This window comes from Burkholderia sp. Bp8992, assembly GCF_003853705.1.
In the GTDB taxonomy this organism is placed as follows: domain Bacteria; phylum Pseudomonadota; class Gammaproteobacteria; order Burkholderiales; family Burkholderiaceae; genus Burkholderia.
Map to the genome: position 1 here is coordinate 72,978 of NZ_QTQI01000021.1, position 18,649 is coordinate 91,626.

Annotated in this window: 18 protein-coding genes; 15 read left to right on the forward strand and 3 right to left on the reverse strand. The window is 68.2% G+C overall.

Annotated features, from left to right (window positions below; genetic code table 11):
- The first annotated feature begins 85 nt into the window (after positions 1–85).
- The 12 genes from DIE03_RS27025 (at position 86) to pyrF (ending at position 12,533) form a co-directional block, all read left to right on the forward strand.
- Positions 86–1,696 (forward strand): S10 family peptidase, encoded by a 1,611-nt coding sequence (locus DIE03_RS27025; RefSeq protein ID WP_185658226.1) that lies wholly within the window; start codon positions 86–88, stop codon positions 1,694–1,696.
- Positions 1,697–1,780: 84 nt separating this feature from the next.
- The gene (locus DIE03_RS27030) at positions 1,781–2,182 is read left to right on the forward strand and encodes an EF-hand domain-containing protein (RefSeq protein WP_124455346.1); all 402 of its coding nucleotides are present in this window, start codon (positions 1,781–1,783) and stop codon (positions 2,180–2,182) included.
- 349 nt (positions 2,183–2,531) lie between these two features.
- Positions 2,532–3,431, forward strand: a complete 900-nt coding sequence (locus tag DIE03_RS27040) for an IclR family transcriptional regulator (protein ID WP_124455347.1) — start codon at positions 2,532–2,534, stop codon at positions 3,429–3,431.
- Positions 3,428–4,453, forward strand: a complete 1,026-nt coding sequence (locus DIE03_RS27045) for a 2-dehydro-3-deoxygalactonokinase (RefSeq protein WP_124455348.1) — start codon at positions 3,428–3,430, stop codon at positions 4,451–4,453. Before DIE03_RS27040 ends, DIE03_RS27045 begins: the two co-directional genes overlap by 4 nt.
- A 22-nt stretch (positions 4,454–4,475) precedes the next feature.
- The gene (locus tag DIE03_RS27050) at positions 4,476–5,153 is read left to right on the forward strand and encodes a 2-dehydro-3-deoxy-6-phosphogalactonate aldolase (RefSeq protein WP_124455349.1); all 678 of its coding nucleotides are present in this window, start codon (positions 4,476–4,478) and stop codon (positions 5,151–5,153) included.
- Complete coding sequence (locus DIE03_RS27055; RefSeq protein WP_124455397.1) at positions 5,153–5,932, forward strand: SDR family oxidoreductase; 780 nt, start codon at positions 5,153–5,155, stop codon at positions 5,930–5,932. The genes DIE03_RS27050 and DIE03_RS27055 overlap by 1 nt, the downstream gene beginning before the upstream one ends.
- A gap of 103 nt (positions 5,933–6,035) precedes the next feature.
- A complete protein-coding gene (locus tag DIE03_RS27060) occupies positions 6,036–7,031 on the forward strand; it encodes an arabinose ABC transporter substrate-binding protein (RefSeq protein WP_124455350.1) in 996 nt (331 codons plus the stop codon).
- A 73-nt stretch (positions 7,032–7,104) separates the two neighbouring features.
- Positions 7,105–8,616, forward strand: a complete 1,512-nt coding sequence (gene araG / locus DIE03_RS27065; protein ID WP_124455351.1) for an L-arabinose ABC transporter ATP-binding protein AraG — start codon at positions 7,105–7,107, stop codon at positions 8,614–8,616.
- An 88-nt stretch (positions 8,617–8,704) separates the two neighbouring features.
- Positions 8,705–9,721 carry an L-arabinose ABC transporter permease AraH gene (gene araH / locus DIE03_RS27070; protein WP_089434525.1) on the forward strand — a complete coding sequence of 339 codons (1,017 nt, stop codon included), beginning with the start codon at positions 8,705–8,707 and terminating at the stop codon, positions 9,719–9,721.
- Positions 9,722–9,744: 23 nt separating this feature from the next.
- Entirely contained in the window at positions 9,745–10,554 is an 810-nt protein-coding gene (locus DIE03_RS27075; RefSeq protein WP_124455352.1) for an SDR family NAD(P)-dependent oxidoreductase, read from the forward strand.
- Positions 10,555–10,604: 50 nt separating this feature from the next.
- Entirely contained in the window at positions 10,605–11,666 is a 1,062-nt protein-coding gene (locus DIE03_RS27080) for an aldose 1-epimerase (RefSeq protein ID WP_124455353.1), read from the forward strand.
- Positions 11,667–11,705: 39 nt separating this feature from the next.
- Positions 11,706–12,533, forward strand: coding sequence for an orotidine-5'-phosphate decarboxylase (gene pyrF / locus DIE03_RS27085; protein WP_006483119.1), 828 nt, complete (start codon positions 11,706–11,708; stop codon positions 12,531–12,533).
- A gap of 161 nt (positions 12,534–12,694) precedes the next feature.
- On the opposite strand, the gene DIE03_RS27090 is transcribed toward pyrF, so the two are convergent.
- Genes DIE03_RS27090 through thiL form a run of 3 tightly spaced genes read right to left on the reverse strand, consistent with a single transcriptional unit; the run spans position 12,695 to position 14,760 of the window.
- Entirely contained in the window at positions 12,695–13,195 is a 501-nt protein-coding gene (locus tag DIE03_RS27090; protein ID WP_124455354.1) for a CinA family protein, read from the reverse strand.
- Positions 13,196–13,226: 31 nt separating this feature from the next.
- The gene (locus tag DIE03_RS27095) at positions 13,227–13,772 is read right to left on the reverse strand and encodes a phosphatidylglycerophosphatase A (RefSeq protein WP_124455355.1); all 546 of its coding nucleotides are present in this window, start codon (positions 13,770–13,772) and stop codon (positions 13,227–13,229) included.
- Complete coding sequence (gene thiL / locus DIE03_RS27100; RefSeq protein WP_124455356.1) at positions 13,762–14,760, reverse strand: thiamine-phosphate kinase; 999 nt, start codon at positions 14,758–14,760, stop codon at positions 13,762–13,764. Before thiL ends, DIE03_RS27095 begins: the two co-directional genes overlap by 11 nt.
- Before the next feature lie 134 nt (positions 14,761–14,894).
- On the opposite strand from thiL, the gene DIE03_RS27110 reads away from it, so the two are divergent.
- From DIE03_RS27110 to DIE03_RS27120, 3 genes are all read left to right on the forward strand, one after another.
- Positions 14,895–17,237: an NADP-dependent malic enzyme gene (locus DIE03_RS27110; RefSeq protein ID WP_311767312.1), complete on the forward strand. Its 2,343-nt coding sequence runs from the start codon at positions 14,895–14,897 to the stop codon at positions 17,235–17,237.
- Between the two features lie 375 nt (positions 17,238–17,612).
- On the forward strand, positions 17,613–18,044 hold the full coding sequence (locus tag DIE03_RS27115) for a ribonuclease domain-containing protein (protein ID WP_124455358.1): 432 nt from the start codon (positions 17,613–17,615) through the stop codon (positions 18,042–18,044).
- A gap of 16 nt (positions 18,045–18,060) precedes the next feature.
- A complete protein-coding gene (locus DIE03_RS27120) occupies positions 18,061–18,624 on the forward strand; it encodes a barstar family protein (RefSeq protein WP_124455359.1) in 564 nt (187 codons plus the stop codon).
- The last annotated feature ends 25 nt before the right edge of the window (positions 18,625–18,649 follow it).

The window sequence follows — 18,649 nt, forward strand, 5'->3', positions numbered from 1 at the left end:
CCTCGGCTTATCGGCCGCAATCGAGGCGGGGGGCGGCTTATCCGGCTGCTCGACACAAAAAACATCCGAGAGAAGGAAAGCAACGATGCCAGCGAGCAAAGCGAAGCTGTTGTTGGGGGTGGTGTTTTCTTCGCTGATTCTGACGGCCTGCAACGACGACGTGACATCGTCCGCTGCTGCGAGCGCCGACAATTCAGCCGATCCCGCCGCTCAGGTGGACAAGGCGTACAACGATCCCAATAGTTATTCGTCGAGCGCGACTGCGTCGCTCGATGCCTCCGCCGCGGTCGAAAAAGCGGCCGTCACGCATCATCAGATCACGCTGAACGGCAAGACGATCCGGTACACGGCCACGGCCGGCCACCTCGTCGCGCGCAACCCGCAGACGGGCGCGCCCGAAGCGTCGTTCTTCTACGTCGCCTACACGGCCGACAACCAGCCGGCGGCGAAGCGGCCCGTGACGTTCCTGTACAACGGCGGCCCGGGCTCGGCCTCGGTGTGGCTGCACCTCGGCTCGTTCGGCCCGCGCCGGATCCAGACCGGCGACCCGAACGCGAACACGTCGACGTTCCCGTTCGTCGACAACCAGGAAAGCCTGCTCGACACGACCGACCTCGTGTTCGTCGATGCGATCGGCACGGGCTTCTCCGAAGCGATCGCGCCGAACACGAACCAGACGTTCTGGGGCGTCGACCAGGACGGCGGCGCGTTCCGTGATTTCGTCACGCGCTACCTGGCCGTGAACCAGCGCAGCGCTTCGCCGAAATACCTGTTCGGCGAATCGTACGGCACGCCGCGCACCGACGTGCTCGCGAACCTGCTCGAGACGGCCGGCGTGAAGCTCGACGGCGTCGTGCTGCAGTCGTCGATCCTGAACTACAACACGAACTGCGACATGGCGAGCGACTACATCGGCAACTCGAACAACGGATCGAGCCCGGTGAGCTGCGCGGGCTTCGTGCCGTCGTACGGAACCGTCGGTGCGTACTACCAGCTCGACAATCCGAACCCGTCGAACCTGCCGCAGTATGCGGACCAGATGCGCCTGCTGACGGCCGGCAGCTACGCGCCCGCCGTGAACGCGTATCTCGCGAGCCATACGCCGCCGCCGCCGAACCTCGTCACGACGATGGTGAATGCGACGGGCGTGAAGCAGTCGCTGTGGAATGCGGACTTCAACGTGGTCCCGACCTTCTTCGACAACAGCTTCCAGCTGTCGCTGGTCCCGGGCACGCTGATCGGCCGCTACGACGCGCGCGTGAACGTGCCGGTGTCGAGCCCGCTCGCGGCCGACGGCGATCCGTCGAGCTCGTTCATCACGAAGCCGTTCACCGACACGATCGGCAAGTACCTGCCGAACGAGCTGAAGTACACCGCGCAGTCGGCCTACTCGGTGAGCAGCAATGCGATCAACACGTGGGACTGGACGCACGACGGGCTCGCGATGCCCGACACGATCCCCGACCTCGCCGCGGCGCTGACGCTGAATCCGCAACTGAAGGTGCTGTCGCTGAACGGGTATCACGACATCGCGACGCCGTTCTACCAGACCGAGCTCGACCTCGCGCGGCTCGGGACGCAGCCGAACCTGACGATCAAGGACTATCAGGGCGGACACATGGTCTATCTCGACGATACGTCGCGTCCGCAGGAGAAAGCCGACCTCGTGACCTTCTACAACGCGGCCGCGCACTGATGCGATGTGCGAGGCCGGCGACGCGCGCCCGTGACGGCGCCGCTCGCCGGCCGTCGACGACCTCATTCCAGACTGGAGCCTGATATGAAGAAACGTTTCATCGTCGCTGCCGCGGCGCTTGCATGCGCCGGCGCCACAGCATCCGTATCCGCGTTCGCGCAGGCGAGCGACGCCGCCGCACCGGCGCGTGCGCGCCAGGCGCAGCTCGGCGATCCGTACGTGCCGCCGGCCGCGCGCAAGGCGACCGCCGGCACGCAGACGACGGGCGCCGCGCTGCACGCGCAGGTCGTGCGCAAGCTCGCGAGCCAGTTCAGCGCGGCCGACACGCAGAACACGGGTGCGATCACCGAGTCGCAGGCGCGGGCGGCCGGCCTCGGCTATGTCGCGAACCACTTCCGGCAGATCGATGCGGGCGGCAGCGGCCGCGTGTCGTTCGCGGACGTGCAGCGCTACATGCAGGCACGCAGCACGAGCACCCAGCAGTAAGCGCGGCGCGTCGTGAACAAACGGGGGCGGAACCTGCGGCACGGCGGGTTCCGCCCCCGTGCTCATGGCGCGGCCGTTGCGTCGCGCTCCTGGCCGGTTTTCGCCGAATTCTCATTATCTGGACAACGCACTCAAATATTGGAGACGAGTGCGTGCGCTCCTACAATCCGAAGCACATCGACAGCTTCGGACCCACGCATCGCGCGGCGCCCGTCGCACACGGAGACACCTTCCATGAAGTTCGCCGGGCGCTTTACTCGGTGCATCGACCGCCGCCACGCCGCAGCACGGGACCTCGTTCCGGCGCCGCGCGGATGGCTTCACCGATTCCGTTGAAGAAGCCCGTTCCATGACCAAGATGCCCGATTCCCTTGCCCTCGACGCCCGGCGCGCGACGCCGGACGATGTATCGCTGACCGACAGCATCGGCGCGACCAGCACGCCGCTCGATCTCGCCGCGCAGCAGGCCGGCACGCAGACGCTGCTGCGCGGCCTCGCGATCCTCGAGGCGATCGCGAACGGCGCGCGCGACATGCGGGCGATCGGCGCGGCGCTCGGCACGACGCGCAGCACGACGCACCGTCTCGTCAGCAGCCTCGTGCAGGCGCGCTACCTGCGCCAGGTGCAGGGCGGCTACCTGCTCGGCCCGAAGCTGATCGAGCTCGGCACGATCGCGCTGGAGCAGATGCCGCTCACCGCGGTGGCGCGGCCGCATCTCGAAGCGCTCGCGGAAGCGACGCTCGACACGATCCACCTCGGCGTGCGCGACGGCGACGACGTGCTGTACATCGACAAGATTCCCGGCACGCGCGGCCTCGAGATGCGCTCGCGCGTCGGCCACCGGATGCCGCTCGCGTCGACCGGCATCGGCAAGGCGATGATGCTCGACCTCGATCCCGACCTGTGGCGCTCGCTGTTCGAAGCCGCGCGGCGCGCGCTGGCCGGCGTCAATTTCAAGCCCGACAACCGGCCCGAGACGAACGCGTTCCTGCAGCGCATGGCCCATTACGCGGCCGGCGGCTATACGTTCGACCTCGAGGAGAACGAGGCGTCGATCCGCTGCGTTGCCGCACCGATCCGCGATGCGTCGGGTGCGGTCGTCGCGGCCGTGTCGGTCGCCAGCACCATTCCGTACATGCCGCACGACCGGATGGACGAACTGATTCCGCTCGTGCAGCGCGAAGCGCGAGCCATTTCCGCGGAACTGGGCTGGAGCCCGCCGCAGGGTACCCGCAGGATCAAACGATGACCACTTCGACCCGGCCCGTTCCGGTTGCCAGCACCGCCGCCCCGTCGCTGATCGCGCTCGACTGGGGTACGACGTCGCTGCGCGCTTACCTGTACGACGCGCACGGCGCGCTGCTCGACACGCGCAGCCGCGCGGCGGGCGTCATGCATGTGCCGGGCGGCGGCGCGCGCGCGTTCGACGCCGTGTTCGAGGAAGCATGCGGCGACTGGCTCGACCGCACGCCCGGCCTGCCGGTGCTCGCCGCCGGGATGGTCGGCAGCGCGCAGGGCTGGCGCGAGGCGCCGTACGTCGCCGTGCCGGCCGGTGCCAACGCACTCGTCGCGGGCCTCATCACGGTGACGACGTCGCGCGGCGCGACGGTCTCGATCGTGCCGGGCGTGATCGCGACGGGCGAACTGCCCGACGTGATGCGCGGCGAAGAAACGCAGATATTCGGTGCACTCGCGAGCGATCCCACGCTTGGCGCCGATCGTTCAGGGGTACTGATCGGCTTGCCGGGCACGCATGCGAAATGGGCGTGGGTGAAGGACGGGTTGATCGAGCGTTTCCAGACCTTCATGACGGGCGAGCTGTTCGCGGTGCTGCGCGACCACACGATCCTCGGCCGCACGATGCGCGCGGGCGCTTCGCCGGATCGCGACGCGTTCGTGCGCGGCGTGTCGGTCGCGCGCGGCGCGCAGCGCACGGGGCTGCTCGCGACGATCTTCAGCACGCGCACGCTGGGGCTGACCGACCGGCTTGCGCCCGACGCGCAGGGCGACTACCTGTCCGGCCTGCTGATCGGCCATGAGCTCAACGCGCTCGACGCGATGCTCGCGGAGCGCGGCATCGCGCTCGCGGACCAGCCGCTGCTGCTGATCGGCGACGACGGCTTGTGTTCGCGCTACGTCGATGCGCTCCAGGTATTCGGCCATGCGCATGCGCGTGTCGCCGCGCATGCGACCGAGCTCGGCCTGTGGCGGATCGCGTCGCGCGCCGGGCTCGTGCGCGCGGACGGCGAGCCCGTCTGCGCCGACCAATGAACTGCTTGCAGAGGAAACTTCGATGCCGTCCGACCTGACATTGCCCGCGCCGTACACGCCCCACGCCGCATTGATGCGTGCGTTCGATGCGTGTCCGCTGATCGCGATCATGCGCGGCATCACGCCCGCCGAAGCGGCCGACCATGGCCGTGCGCTGTATGAAGCCGGGTTCCGGATCGTCGAGGTGCCGCTCAACTCGCCGGATCCGTTCGACAGCATCGCGGCGCTGCGGCGCGCATTGCCCGACGACATGATCGTCGGCGCGGGCACCGTGCTGCGTGCCGAGTATGTCGACCGCGTGCAGGATGCGGGCGGCGCGCTGATCGTGATGCCGCACAGCGACGCGGCCGTGATCCGCCGCGCGCGCGAGCGCGGCCTCGCGAGCGCACCGGGCGTCGCGACGCCGACCGAAGCGTTCGCGGCACTCGCGAACGGTGCCGACGTGTTGAAGATGTTCCCTGCCGAACAGCTCGGCGTGGTGGTCGTGAAGGCGTGGCGCGCGGTGATCGACCGTGCCGTGCCGCTGATCCCGGTCGGCGGGATTTCGCCCGACAACATGGAGCCGTTCCTCAGCGCCGGCGCGAACGGCTTCGGGCTCGGCTCGGCGCTGTACCGGCCCGGCCAGTCGGCCGACACGACGGCGGCGAACGCACGCGCGTTCCAGGCCGGCCTGCGCGTCGCGCGCGGCGGAGCGGCATGATGGGCCGCCTCGCGGGCAAGGTCGCGATGGTGACGGGCGCGGGCCGCGGCATCGGCGCCGCGATCGCCCGCGCGTTCGTTCGCGAGGGCGCGGCCGTCGCGCTCGTCGATCTCGACTTCCCGCAGGCGCAGCACACGGCCGCCGCGATTGCACGCGAATTCGACGGCGCGCGCGTGCTGCCGCTGCAGGCCGACGTCGCGCGGCAGGATGCGGTGCGCGATGCGCTCGCCCAGGCCGAAGCGGCGTTCGGCCCGCTCGACGTGCTCGTGAACAACGCGGGCATCAACGTGTTCGCCGATCCGCTGACGATGACCGACGACGACTGGCGCCGCTGCTTCGCGGTCGATCTCGACGGCGTGTGGCACGGCTGCCGCGCGGCGCTGGAAGGGATGGTCGAGCGCGGTCGCGGCAGCATCGTGAACATCGCGTCGACGCATGCATTCAGGATCATCCCGGGCTGCTTTCCGTACCCGGTCGCGAAGCACGGCGTGCTTGGTCTCACGCGTGCGCTCGGCATCGAATACGCGGCGCGCAACGTGCGCGTGAACGCGATCGCGCCGGGCTACATCGAGACGCAGCTCACGCGCGACTGGTGGGACGCGCAGCCCGACCCGGCTGCCGCGCGCGCCGAGACGCTCGCGCTGCAGCCGATGAAGCGGATCGGCAGGCCGGAGGAGGTCGCGATGACGGCCGTGTTTCTGGCGTCCGACGAGGCGCCGTTCATCAATGCCGCATGCATCACCGTCGACGGCGGGCGTGCGGCGCTGTACCACGACTGACGCAACGATTCGAAAGACCGCAACGTGCGACGGCCGCGCGCACGCTGCGTCGAAACCAACAAGCGGCTGCATCCTGTTCGATGAAAACAAGGAGACACTGGAGATGAAACGCAGAACGTTCGTAACGCTGGCCGCTGCGGCGGCGGTGGTGATGGGCAGCCCGGTCGCGCATGCGGCCGACCCGGTCAAGATCGGCTTCCTGGTGAAGCAGCCGGAAGAGCCGTGGTTCCAGGACGAGTGGAAATTCGCCGAGATCGCCGCGAAGCAGAAGGGCTTCACGCTCGTGAAGATCGGCGCGCCGTCCGGCGAGAAGGTGATGAGCGCGATCGACAACCTGTCCGCGCAGAAGGCGCAGGGCTTCATCATCTGCACGCCCGACGTGAAGCTCGGGCCGGGCATCGTCGCGAAGGCGAAGTCGCACAACCTGAAGATGATGACGGTCGACGACCGCCTCGTCGACGGCGCGGGCAAGCCGATCGAGTCGGTGCCGCACATGGGGATCTCCGCATACAACATCGGCAAGCAGGTCGGCGACGGCATCGCGGCCGAGATCAAGAAGCGCGGCTGGGACATGAAGGACGTCGGCGCGATCGACATCACCTACGAGCAGCTGCCGACCGCACACGACCGCACGAGCGGCGCGACCGACGCGCTGGTGGCCGCCGGCTTCCCGAAGGCGAACGTGATCGCGGCGCCGCAGGCGAAGACCGACACGGAAAACGCGTTCAACGCGGCGAACATCGCGCTCACGAAGAACCCGCAGTTCAAGCACTGGGTGGCGTACGGCCTGAACGACGAGGCCGTGCTCGGCGCGGTGCGCGCGGCCGAAGGGCGCGGCTTCAAGGCCGACAACATGATCGGCATCGGCATCGGCGGTTCCGATTCGGCGCTGAACGAGTTCAAGAAGCCGCAGCCGACGGGCTTCTACGGCACCGTGATCATCAGCCCGAAGCGCCACGGCGAGGAAACCTCGGACCTGATGTACGCGTGGATCACGCAGGGCAAGGCACCGCCGGCGCTGACGCTGACGACCGGCATGCTCGCGACGCGCGACAACGTGTCGAAGGTGCGCGACGAGATGGGGCTCGCGTCGAAGTAAGCGGCCCGCCGGCTGCCGCGGCGATGCGGCGGCCGGCGGTCGATCGATTCGGAAGCAGGGAGAGGGAGACGACGTGTCAGCGGCACTGCGTTTTGACAATATCGGCAAGGTATTCCCCGGCGTGCGCGCACTCGACGGCATTTCGTTCGACGTGCATGCGGGCGAGGTGCATGGCCTGATGGGCGAGAACGGCGCGGGCAAATCGACGCTGCTGAAGATTCTCGGCGGCGAATACCAGCCCGATGCGGGCAGCGTGCTGGTCGACGGCCAGCCCGTGCAGTTCGCGAATGCGGCCGCGTCGATCGCGGCCGGCATCGCGGTGATTCACCAGGAGCTGCAGTACGTGCCCGACCTGACGGTCGCGGAAAACCTGCTGCTCGGCCGCCTGCCGAACGCGTTCGGCTGGGTGAGGAAGCGCGAGGCGAAGCGCTACGTGCGCGAGCGGCTCGCGGCGATGGGCGTCGATCTCGATCCCGACGCGAAGCTCGGGCGGCTGTCGATCGCGCAGCGGCAGATGGTCGAGATCTGCAAGGCGCTGATGCGCAATGCGCGCGTGATCGCGCTCGACGAACCGACGAGCTCGCTGTCGCATCGCGAGACCGAGGTGCTGTTCAAGCTCGTCGACGACCTGCGTGCGCAGGGGCGCGCGCTGATCTACATCTCGCACCGGATGGACGAGATCTACCGGCTCTGCAACGCGTGCACGATCTTCCGCGACGGGCGCAAGATCGCGTCGCACGAGTCGCTCGCCGACGTGCCGCGCGAACGGCTCGTCGCCGAGATGGTCGGGCGCGAGATTTCGGATATCTATCATTACGCGCCGCGCACGCTCGGCGACGTGCGATTCTCCGCCGAAGGCATCGACGGCCATGCGCTGCGCGAACCCGCGAGCTTCTCGGTGCGCGCGGGCGAGATCGTCGGCTTCTTCGGGCTGGTGGGCGCGGGCCGCAGCGAGCTGATGCGGCTCGTATACGGCGCGGACCACCGGCGCGCGGGCGTGCTGACGCTCGACGGCGCGCGCATCGACGTGAAGCGCACCGGCGACGCGATCCGCCACGGCATCGTGCTGTGCCCCGAGGACCGCAAGGAAGAGGGGATCATCGCGATCGCGTCGGTCGCGGAGAACATCAACATCAGCTGCCGCCGCCATTCGCTGCGCGCGGGGCTGTTCATCAACCGCAAGGCCGAAAGCGAAACGGCCGACCGCTTCATCCAGCGGCTGAAGATCAAGACGCCGAACCGGCGCCAGAAGATCCGCTTCCTGTCGGGCGGCAACCAGCAGAAGGCGATCCTGTCGCGCTGGCTCGCCGAGCCCGACCTGAAGGTCGTGATCCTCGACGAGCCGACGCGCGGGATCGACGTCGGTGCGAAGCACGAGATCTACGACGTGATCTACCGGCTCGCGGAGCGCGGCTGCGCGATCGTGATGGTGTCGTCGGAACTCCCGGAAGTGCTCGGCGTGTCCGACCGCATCGTCGTGATGCGCGAAGGCCGGATCGCCGGCGAGCTGCCGCGCGAACAGGCGAACGAACACGCGGTGCTGAACCTCGCGCTGCCGCAGACGAGCGCGGTCGAGGCGGCCTGACGCGACCGCCTACGTCCGGATAAGCCCGGGACATTCGAATCGAACACGCGCGGCGCGGGCCGCGCGATGCAGGAGCAGGAGACACACCATGCAAGCCAACGAAAACCTTGCCAGCGCCGCCGTGAAGCCATCGGCCGACGCGCTGGTTCCACAGCAGAGCGACCGCCAGAAGTGGTGGCAGCACCTGACCGAATACAGCCTGATCGCGATCTTCGCGGTGATGTTCATCACGATGTCGCTGACCGTCGATCACTTCTTCTCGATCGACAACATGCTCGGCCTCGCGCTGTCGATCTCGCAGATCGGCATGGTCGCGTGCACGATGATGTTCTGCCTCGCGTCGCGCGACTTCGACCTGTCGATCGGCTCGACCGTCGCGTTCTCCGGCGTGCTGTGCGCGATGGTGCTGAACGCGACCGACAACACGTTCGTCGCGATCGTCGCGGCAGTGGCGGCCGGTGCCGCGATCGGCTTCGTGAACGGCGCGGTGATCGCGTACCTGCGCATCAACGCGCTGATCACGACGCTTGCGACGATGGAGATCGTGCGCGGGCTCGGCTTCATCGTGTCGAAAGGTCAGGCGGTCGGCGTGTCGTCGGATACCTTCATCGCGCTCGGCGGGCTGTCGATGTTCGGCGTGTCGCTGCCGATCTGGGTCACGCTGCTGTGCTTCATCGGATTCGGCGTGCTGCTGAACCAGACCGTGTACGGCCGCAACACGCTCGCGATCGGCGGCAACCCCGAGGCGTCGCGGCTCGCGGGGATCAACGTCGAACGCACGCGCGTCTACATCTTCCTGATCCAGGGCGCGGTCACGGCGCTGGCCGGCGTGATCCTCGCTTCGCGCATCACGTCGGGCCAGCCGAACGCCGCGCAAGGCTTCGAGCTGAACGTGATCTCCGCGTGCGTGCTCGGCGGCGTGTCGCTGATGGGCGGCCGTGCGACGATCTCGGGCGTCGTGATCGGCGTGCTGATCATGGGCACCGTCGAGAACGTGATGAACCTGCTGAACATCGACGCGTTCTACCAGTACCTCGTGCGCGGCGCGATCCTGCTCGCGGCCGTGCTGCTCGACCAGTTGAAGAACCGCGGCGTACGCGACTGACCGAATCCACGGAGACGAACCGCATGACCATCGACACATCAGTGAACGGCGCGCACGCGGCGGCGAGCGACGCGTGCTACGCCCGCTATCCGAGTCTCGAGGATCGCGCGGTGCTGATCACGGGCGGCGCGACCGGTATCGGCGCGGCGTTCGTCGAGCACTTCGCCGAACAGGGCGCGCGCGTCGCGTTCGTGGACCTCGACGCGGGCGCCGGCGCCGCGCTGGCCGAACGCCTCGCGCACGTGCGCCATGCGCCGCTGTTCCTGTCCTGCGACCTGACCGACGTCGACGCGCTGCGCCGCGCGATCGACGCGATCCGCGCACGCATCGGCGCGATCGCGGTACTCGTGAACAACGCGGCGAACGACACGCGCCACGCGATCGGCGACGTGACGCCCGATTCGTTCGACGCGGGCATCGCGGTGAACCTGCGCCACCAGTTCTTCGCCGCGCAGGCGGTGATCGACGACATGAAGCGGCAGGGCGGCGGCGCGATCATCAATCTCGGTTCGATCAGCTGGATGCTGAAGAACGGCGGCTATCCCGTCTACGTGATGGCGAAGGCGGCCGTGCAGGGCCTGACGCGCGGCCTCGCGCGCGACCTTGGCCCGTTCGGCATCCGCGTGAATTCGCTGGTGCCCGGCTGGGTGATGACCGACAAGCAGCGCCGGCTGTGGCTCGACGACGCCGGCCGTGCGGCGATCAAGGCCGGCCAGTGCATCGACGCGGAGCTGCTGCCGGCCGACCTCGCGCGGATGGCGCTGTTCCTCGCGGCCGACGACAGCCGGATGATCACCGCGCAGGACGTGATCGTCGACGGCGGCTGGGCCTGACCGTTCGCATCGACCTGCATCGTTTCTTCGACGAAGGAAAGGAGTTCACCATGACCGCCACGTCCTCGCGCGCATCGTCGTCCACCAGCCAGTCGCGCCGCGCGCGCCTGGCCGCCGCCGCGCAGCCGGTCAGCCCCGGCCCGCAGACGGCCGCGTTCGCGCAGGGCGTCGGCGCCGCGCATGCGGCGGCCGTCTCGCTGTCGAACGCGTCGCTGCGGCTCGACGTGCTGCCGCACCTCGGCGGCGGCATCGCGCGCTTCGACTGGCGCGGCGACAACGGCGCGCTGGTGCCGGTGTTCCGCCGCTGCGAGCATCCGGAGGCGGCGACGGACCCGAACGAGCTCGCGTGCTATCCGCTGCTGCCTTACTCGAACCGGATCGGCGACGGGCGCTTCGAATGCGACGGGCGCAAGGTCGCGGTGCCGCGCAACCGCCGCGACGAGGCGCTGCCGATCCACGGCGACGGCTGGCTCGCGCCGTGGCAGGTGGACGATGCGACCGACACGACGCTGCAGTTGTCGCTCGACCGTACGGCCGGCGCGCCGTATGCGTTTCGCGCGATCCAGTCGTTCGAACTCGACGATGCGACGCTGTCGATCGCGCTGACGATCGAGAACGCGGGGCGCGCGCGGCTGCCGTTCGGGCTCGGCGTGCATCCGTTCCTCGTGCGCGACACGGTGACCGAGCTGGCCGCGGCGGCCGGCGGGCTGTGGCTGTCGGGCGCCGATTTCCTGCCGGTGCGGCACGTGAGCGTGCCGCCGGCCTGGCAGTTCGGCGTCGCGTATCCGTTGCCGGCCGCACTCGTCAATCACGCGTTCACCGGCTGGGGCGGCCACGCGACGGTGAGCTGGCCGCGCCGCGGGCTGTCGTTGACCGTCGCGGCCGATGCCGACGCGTACGTGCTCTACACGCCGCCGGGCGAGGATTTCTTCTGCTTCGAGCCGGTCGATCATCCGATCAATGCGGTGAACCTGCCGGGCGGCGCGACCGCGCACGGGATGACGCTGCTCGCGCCCGGCGAGCGGCTGACGCGGCGGTTCGCGTTCACCGTCGAGCGCGTCGATGCACGCAGTAATGCCGCGACCCGCGAGGGACGCCGGCGACGCGGGTAAAATACGCGGTCTACCAACGGTTTGCCGCGAGTACCCGCCATGTCTTCCCCGCTTACTTTCATTGAATCGCTGCGCGCCGCGTGGCAGCGCACGAATTCGCTGCTGTGCGTCGGCCTCGATCCCGAGCCGTCGCGCTTTCCCGTGCAGTTCGACGGCCAGCCCGACGCGATCTTCGAATTCTGCCGGCAGATCGTCGACGCGACCGCGCCGTACGCGAGCGCGTTCAAGCCGCAGATCGCCTACTTCGCCGCGCATCGCGCGGAAGACCAGCTCGAGCGCCTGATCGCGCACATCCACCTCCAGCATCCGGGCCTGCCCGTGATCCTCGACGCGAAGCGCGGCGACATCGGCAGCACGGCCGAGCAGTACGCGCGCGAAGCGTTCGAGCGCTATCGCGCGGACGCCGTCACGGTGAATCCGTACATGGGCTACGACTCGGTCGAGCCGTACTTCGAGCACGAAGGCAAGGGCGTGATCGTGCTGTGCCGCACGTCGAACCCGGGCGGTTCGGATCTGCAGTTCCTCGACACGAACGGCCGGCCGCTGTACCAGGTCGTCGCCGACCTCGCGGCGAACAAGTGGAACGCGAAGAACGGCCAGCTCGGCCTCGTGGTCGGTGCGACGTTCCCGAAGGAAATCGAGATCGTGCGCGGGATCGTCGGCGACATGCCGCTGCTGATCCCCGGCATCGGCGCGCAGGGCGGCGACGTGCAGGCGACCGTCAACGCGGGCCGCACGGCCGACGGCACCGGCATGATGATCAACTCGTCGCGCGCAATTCTGTACGCGAGCAAGGGTGAGGATTTCGCCGAAGCCGCGGCGCTCGCCGCGCAGAAGACGCGCGACACGATCAACGCGCATCGCTGACATACCGGCCGCCCGGCCGGGTGGCCTTGCTTCGCCGGGCCCGCATTCGCGGGCCGCGCACCTGCCTTCCCCGACGTCCGCCGCATTGACGCGCGCGGACAACCTCCCGTCGCTTCCGTATCGCAGGCCCGCGAGCGGGCGGGGCGCGCCACGCGCCCCGGTCAGCCTTCGCGCTCGTCGAGCAGCTTCAGCAGCCCGCGCAGCGCATGCGCGGCCGCCTGCGTGCGGATCTGCTCGCGGTCGCCCTTGAACACGAGCGTCTCGACGTCGGTATGCAGCCGGTTGCTCCAGCCGAACGACACGGTGCCGACCGGCTTCTTCTCGCTGCCGCCGGCCGGGCCCGCGATGCCCGTGACGGACAGCGCGACCTGCGCGCGGCTGTTGCGCAGCGCGCCTTCGGCCATCGCACGCGCGACGGGCTCGCTGACGGCGCCGTGCTTGTCGATCAGGTCGGGCGGCACGCCGATCATCTCGATCTTGGCCTGGTTCGAATACGTGACGAAGCCGCGCTCGAACCACTGGCTGCTGCCGGAAATGTCGGTGATCGCCGTGGCGATCATCCCGCCGGTGCAGGATTCGGCGGTGGCGAGCGTGAGGTGCTCGTCACGCAGCTTGTTGCCTGCGCGGATCGCAAGCTGATGGACGACGGAATCGGTTGGCATGCGCGTCGGGAAACGGGAGTCGGGAAATCGGTCAGCCGACGACGGAGCGCCACAGGGCGATCACGAGCAGCGTCATGAACGCGGCGACCAGGTCGTCGACCATGATGCCGGGCCCGCCTGTCAGGCGGCGGTCGAAATAGCGGATCGGCGGCGGCTTGATCATGTCGAAGCAGCGGAACGCGACGAACGCCCACAGCTGGCCGATGAACGTCGCGGGCGTGACGAACAGCATCACGAGCCAGATCGCGACGATTTCGTCCCAGACGACGGCGCCTGGATCGGACGTGCCCATCTGCTTCGCGGTGAAACCGGTGATCCACGTGCCCGCCACGAAGCCGACGGCGATCAGCGCCCACCATTCGGGCACCGTCAGGTAGCGGTTGAGCGCGACGAAACTGAGCCAGCCGAACAGCGAGCCGAACGTGCCGGGCATGATCGGCGCGAGCCCGCTGCCGAAGCCGAGCGACACGATGTGCGCCGGGTGCGACAGCATGAAGCGCACGGTCGCGCGCTTCGGCGCGTGGTGCGCGGCACCGGTCTCGGCCGCGGCGTGCGCGGGCGTCGGGTCAGTCTGCATGGAAGTGGTCGAAGCCGTGCAACGTGAGAGCGAGGGGCGCGCCGGCGGCGTCGTGCCACGCGATCGCGGGTTGCGCCGACGGCGCGGACAACGCGCGTATTGTACCGATTCGCGTGACCGGCACACCGGCCGTTGCGCCGGCCGCCTCGACCGCCGCGCGGGCCGCGGCCGGCGCGGTGAAGCACAGCTCGTAGTCGTCGCCGCCCGCCAGCGTGCAGCGGCGCTGCACGTCGGGCGGCAGCGTCGCGAGCGCGGCCGAACGCGGTACCGCGTCGGCGTCGATCTCGGCGCGCACGTTCGAGCGCGTCAGGATGTGCTGCAGGTCGCCGGCGAGGCCATCGGACAAGTCGAGCGCCGCGTGCGCGACGCTGGCCAGCGCCAGGCCGAGCGCGACGCGCGGCTCGGGCCGCTCGAGCGCGCGCCGGAACGCGGCCGCTTCGTCCGTGCCGGCCGCCCATTCGCCGCGCGCGACGCCGAGGCCTGCGCGTGCATCGCCGAGCGTGCCGGACACCCACACGTCGTCGCCGTCGCGCGCGGCGTCGCGCCGCAGCGCCGCGTCGGGCGCGACTTCGCCGAACACGGTCACGCACAGGTTCAGCGGCCCGCTCGTCGTGTCGCCGCCGATCAGCTCGCAGCCGTAGCGCTCGGCGAGCGCGAACAGCCCGTTGCTGAAGGCCTCGAGCCACGCCGCGTCGGCGCGCGGCAGCGCGCACGCGAGCGTGAACGCGCGCGGCTCGGCGCCCATCGCCGCGAGGTCGGACAGGTTGACCGCGAGCGTCTTGTGGCCGAGTGCGTCGGGTGCGACATCGGGGAAGAAATGGCGGCCTTCCACCAGCATGTCCGTCGAAATGGCCAGCAATTTCCCGGATCGCGGCGTGATCAGCGCGCAATCGTCACCAATGCCGAGCGTCGACGCGCGGGCGCCCTGCGCGGCACGGCGCGTGAAGAAGCGTTCGATCAGCGAAAACTCGGAAAGGGCGGCTGGCACGGCGGGTAATCCGAAACGATTGGAGGAACGGCATTGTACGAGGCGAGCGGCAGCGTTCCTTCACCGTTCGGTTCATTTTTGTCGCGGCTGTTGCACCCGAATCGCCGGTCTGGCGGCCGATGATTGGCGCTACAATGCCGTCGAACAGTTATTCTAATCCGCCCGCCACGAGACACATGTCTACTCAAGCCTCCTCCAAAGCCAAACTCCGTGAAGCCGCGCTCGACTATCACGAATTCCCGACCCCCGGGAAAATCGCGATCGCCCCGACCAAGCAGATGATCAACCAGCGCGACCTCGCGCTCGCGTACTCGCCGGGTGTGGCGTACGCGTGCGAGGAGATCGTCGAGAATCCGCTCAACGCGGCGCGTTTCACCGCGCGCAGCAATCTGGTCGGCGTCGTCACGAACGGCACGGCAGTGCTCGGCCTCGGCAATATCGGCCCGCTCGCGTCGAAGCCGGTGATGGAAGGCAAGGCCGTGCTGTTCAAGAAGTTCGCGGGCATCGACGTGTTCGACATCGAGCTGAACGAATCGGACCCGCACAAGCTGGTGGACGTGATCGCCGCGCTCGAGCCGACCTTCGGCGGGATCAACCTGGAAGACATCAAGGCGCCGGATTGCTTCATCGTCGAGCGCGAGGCGCGCAAGCGGATGAAGATCCCGGTGTTCCACGACGACCAGCACGGCACCGCGATCGTCGTGGCCGCGGCCGTCACGAACGGCCTGAAGGTCGTCAACAAGGACATCAAGAAGGTCAAGCTCGTCGCCTCCGGCGCCGGCGCGGCCGCGCTCGCATGCCTGGACCTGCTGGTCGACATCGGCCTGCCGCTCGAGAACATCACGGTGACCGACCTGGCCGGCGTGGTCTACAAGGGCCGCACCGAGCTGATGGATCCGGACAAGGAGCGTTTCGCGCGCGAAACGGAAGCGCGGACGCTGGCCGAAGTGATCGACGGCGCGGACATCTTCCTCGGCCTGTCGGCCGCGGGCGTGCTGAAGCAGGAGATGGTGAAGGGCATGGCCGAGCGCCCGCTGATCCTCGCGCTCGCGAACCCGACGCCGGAAATCCTGCCGGAAGCGGCGCTCGAAGTGCGCCCCGACGCGATTCTCGCGACCGGCCGCACCGACTACCCGAACCAGGTCAACAACGTCCTGTGCTTCCCGTTCATCTTCCGCGGCGCGCTCGACGTCGGCGCGACGACGATCACGCGTGAAATGGAGATCGCGGCCGTCAATGCGATCGCCGAACTCGCACAGCACGAGCAGAGCGACATCGTCGCGACCGCGTACGGCATCCAGGACCTGTCGTTCGGGCCCGAATACCTGATCCCGAAGCCGTTCGATCCGCGCCTGATCGTGAAGATCGCGCCGGCCGTCGCGCAGGCCGCGATGGACGGCGGCGTCGCGACGCGCCCGATCGAGGACATGGAGGCGTACCGCGTCCACCTGCAGCAGTTCGTGTATCACAGCGGCACGACGATGAAGCCGATCTTCCAGATCGCGCGCGCGGCGCCGGAAGAGAAGAAGCGCGTCGTGTTCGCGGAAGGCGAAGAAGAGCGCGTGTTGCGCGCCGTTCAGATCATCGTCGACGAGAAACTGGCCAAGCCGATCCTGATCGGCCGCCCGTCGGTGATCGAGCACCGTATCCAGCGCTATGGCCTGCGCCTCACGCCGGGCACCGATTTCACGGTCGTCAACACCGAGCACGACGAGCGCTACCGCGACTTCTGGCAGACGTACCACAAGATGATGGCGCGCAAGGGCATCAGCGAGCAGCTCGCGCGCGTCGAAATGCGCCGCCGCACGACGCTGATCGGCTCGATGCTGGTGAAGAAGGGCGAAGCGGACGGGATGATCTGCGGCACGATCAGCACCACGCACCGCCACCTGCACTTCATCGACCAGGTGATCGGCAAGCGCCCGGGTTGCAGCGTGTACGCGGCGATGAACGGCCTCGTGCTGCCGGGCCGCCAGATTTTCCTCGTCGATACGCACGTGAACGTCGATCCGACCCCGGAGCAACTGGCCGAGATCACGATCATGGCAGCGGAAGAAGTGCGCCGCTTCGGCATCGAGCCGAAGGTCGCGCTGCTGTCGCATTCGAATTTCGGCACGAGCAATGCGCCTTCGGCGAAGAAGATGCGCGATACGCTCGCGATCCTGCAGGAAACCGCGCCGGAACTGAAGGTCGACGGCGAAATGCACGGCGACGTCGCGCTCGACGCGGCGCTGCGCAAGGAAATCCTGCCGGAATCGACGCTGGAAGGCGACGCGAACCTGCTGATCCTGCCGAACATCGACGCCGCGAACATCGCGTACAACCTGCTGAAGACGGCTGCCGGCAACAACATCGCGATCGGGCCGATCCTGCTGGGCGCCGCACAGCCGGTGCACGTGCTGACCGAATCGGCGACCGTTCGCCGCATCGTCAACATGGCGGCGCTGCTGGTGGCCGACGTGAACGCCGCGCGCTGAGCCAAAACGAACGCGCCAGGCCGGTCGAACCGGCGTGGCGCGTCGGGAAAATTGTAAACAAAAGCAAAAAGAGGCGTGCCCGCAATGGGCACGCCGCCGGGCAGGGCGCACACGCGCTTCCCGCAAGCAACAAGCAGCATCTCTCCCTCCAGACAGCGAGCGAGGCAGGGAGGCAGTTCCTGCCATTGGCGAGATGCCGTCTGGATTTTATCCTATGTAAGATAAATGTAGTGTAATTTCGGTAAGAAATGCGTCATTCCGGATATCACGACGCTTTCGATTCCCAAACGGACATTGATTCGCGCGGCCAATAACGCTACGCTAACGCCTTTGTTGGTCGTCAACTACTTGATTTAACAGCGGGAACCCTGGTTCATGGCACGCAAGTGGCTCCGCAACGGCGCGCTCGCGTCCGTCTTCGCGATGTTCGCGATGGGTATCGTCGGCACGCCGGCGGGTAGTCTGGTTTCCGCCGCTTACGCACGGGAGGCCGTTCCGGCCGACGTGGCCGCCAGCGGGCTCGACACGATTCCGGCTGCCAGTCTTCCGCGCGAGGCCGTGACCACGCTGGGCCTGATCGGCGCGGGCGGCCCCTATCCGTACGAGAAAGACGGCGTCGTGTTCGGCAACCGCGAGCGGATCCTGCCGAAGGCGAAGCGCGGCTACTACCATGAATACACGGTGCCGACGCCGCGTGCCCGCAATCGCGGCGCGCGCCGGATCGTCTGTGGCGGGCCCTTGCGCCGGATCGACAACTGTTATTACACGGGCGACCACTACAACAGTTTTAAACGTATTGTTGAATGACTTCGGGACGAATGGCATGAGCGACTCCATCTACGCGCACGATACGGCGGCGGCGGAACTGTTCGCGGCCGGCGACGGCAATCTGTTTCAGCGCGTGATTCAACTGCACGCGGCGGCGCAGGCTGGCGGCACGCCGGAGCAACAGGAAGCCGAGCCCGGGCTTTCATCGAACGAGGAGCCTATGAGCCTTTTCACGACCGTGCGACCCAATCTCGTGCAGTCGATCCGCGCGTTCCGCGTGCAGGATCTCGCCGACGAAGCCAGCCGGCTCGGCCAGCACTTCCTGTTCGCGTATTGCGGCGCCGCGCAGTCGAAGCAGGAAGTGATGGAAACGATCGCGACGTCGTTCCTGTTCCCGAAGCATTTCGGGAAGAACTACGACGCGCTGTACGACTGCCTGACCGACCTCGTCGCGAAGGCCGGCGCGCAGCCCGGTTTCGTGATCGTCCTCGAGGGGCTGCCGATCGCGCAGAAATTCGACAAGGAAGGGCGCGAGACGCTGCTCGACGTGTTCCGCGAGGCGGCGGAGTTCTGGGCCGAGCGCAAGGTTGCGTTCCGCGTGTTCTACTCGTTCGCGTAAGCACGCATCGGCCCGCGGCCGATCC

Coding starts and splice junctions, on each gene's coding strand:
- DIE03_RS27025 (WP_185658226.1), top strand. CDS start 86: ATGCCAGCGAGCAAAGCGAAGCTGTTGTTGGGGGTGGTGTTTTCTTCG.
- DIE03_RS27030 (WP_124455346.1), top strand. CDS start 1,781: ATGAAGAAACGTTTCATCGTCGCTGCCGCGGCGCTTGCATGCGCCGGC.
- DIE03_RS27040 (WP_124455347.1), top strand. CDS start 2,532: ATGACCAAGATGCCCGATTCCCTTGCCCTCGACGCCCGGCGCGCGACG.
- DIE03_RS27045 (WP_124455348.1), top strand. CDS start 3,428: ATGACCACTTCGACCCGGCCCGTTCCGGTTGCCAGCACCGCCGCCCCG.
- DIE03_RS27050 (WP_124455349.1), top strand. CDS start 4,476: ATGCCGTCCGACCTGACATTGCCCGCGCCGTACACGCCCCACGCCGCA.
- DIE03_RS27055 (WP_124455397.1), top strand. CDS start 5,153: ATGGGCCGCCTCGCGGGCAAGGTCGCGATGGTGACGGGCGCGGGCCGC.
- DIE03_RS27060 (WP_124455350.1), top strand. CDS start 6,036: ATGAAACGCAGAACGTTCGTAACGCTGGCCGCTGCGGCGGCGGTGGTG.
- araH (WP_089434525.1), top strand. CDS start 8,705: ATGCAAGCCAACGAAAACCTTGCCAGCGCCGCCGTGAAGCCATCGGCC.
- DIE03_RS27075 (WP_124455352.1), top strand. CDS start 9,745: ATGACCATCGACACATCAGTGAACGGCGCGCACGCGGCGGCGAGCGAC.
- DIE03_RS27080 (WP_124455353.1), top strand. CDS start 10,605: ATGACCGCCACGTCCTCGCGCGCATCGTCGTCCACCAGCCAGTCGCGC.
- pyrF (WP_006483119.1), top strand. CDS start 11,706: ATGTCTTCCCCGCTTACTTTCATTGAATCGCTGCGCGCCGCGTGGCAG.
- DIE03_RS27090 (WP_124455354.1), bottom strand. CDS start 13,195: ATGCCAACCGATTCCGTCGTCCATCAGCTTGCGATCCGCGCAGGCAAC.
- DIE03_RS27095 (WP_124455355.1), bottom strand. CDS start 13,772: ATGCAGACTGACCCGACGCCCGCGCACGCCGCGGCCGAGACCGGTGCC.
- DIE03_RS27110 (WP_311767312.1), top strand. CDS start 14,895: ATGCCGTCGAACAGTTATTCTAATCCGCCCGCCACGAGACACATGTCT.
- DIE03_RS27115 (WP_124455358.1), top strand. CDS start 17,613: ATGGCACGCAAGTGGCTCCGCAACGGCGCGCTCGCGTCCGTCTTCGCG.
- DIE03_RS27120 (WP_124455359.1), top strand. CDS start 18,061: ATGAGCGACTCCATCTACGCGCACGATACGGCGGCGGCGGAACTGTTC.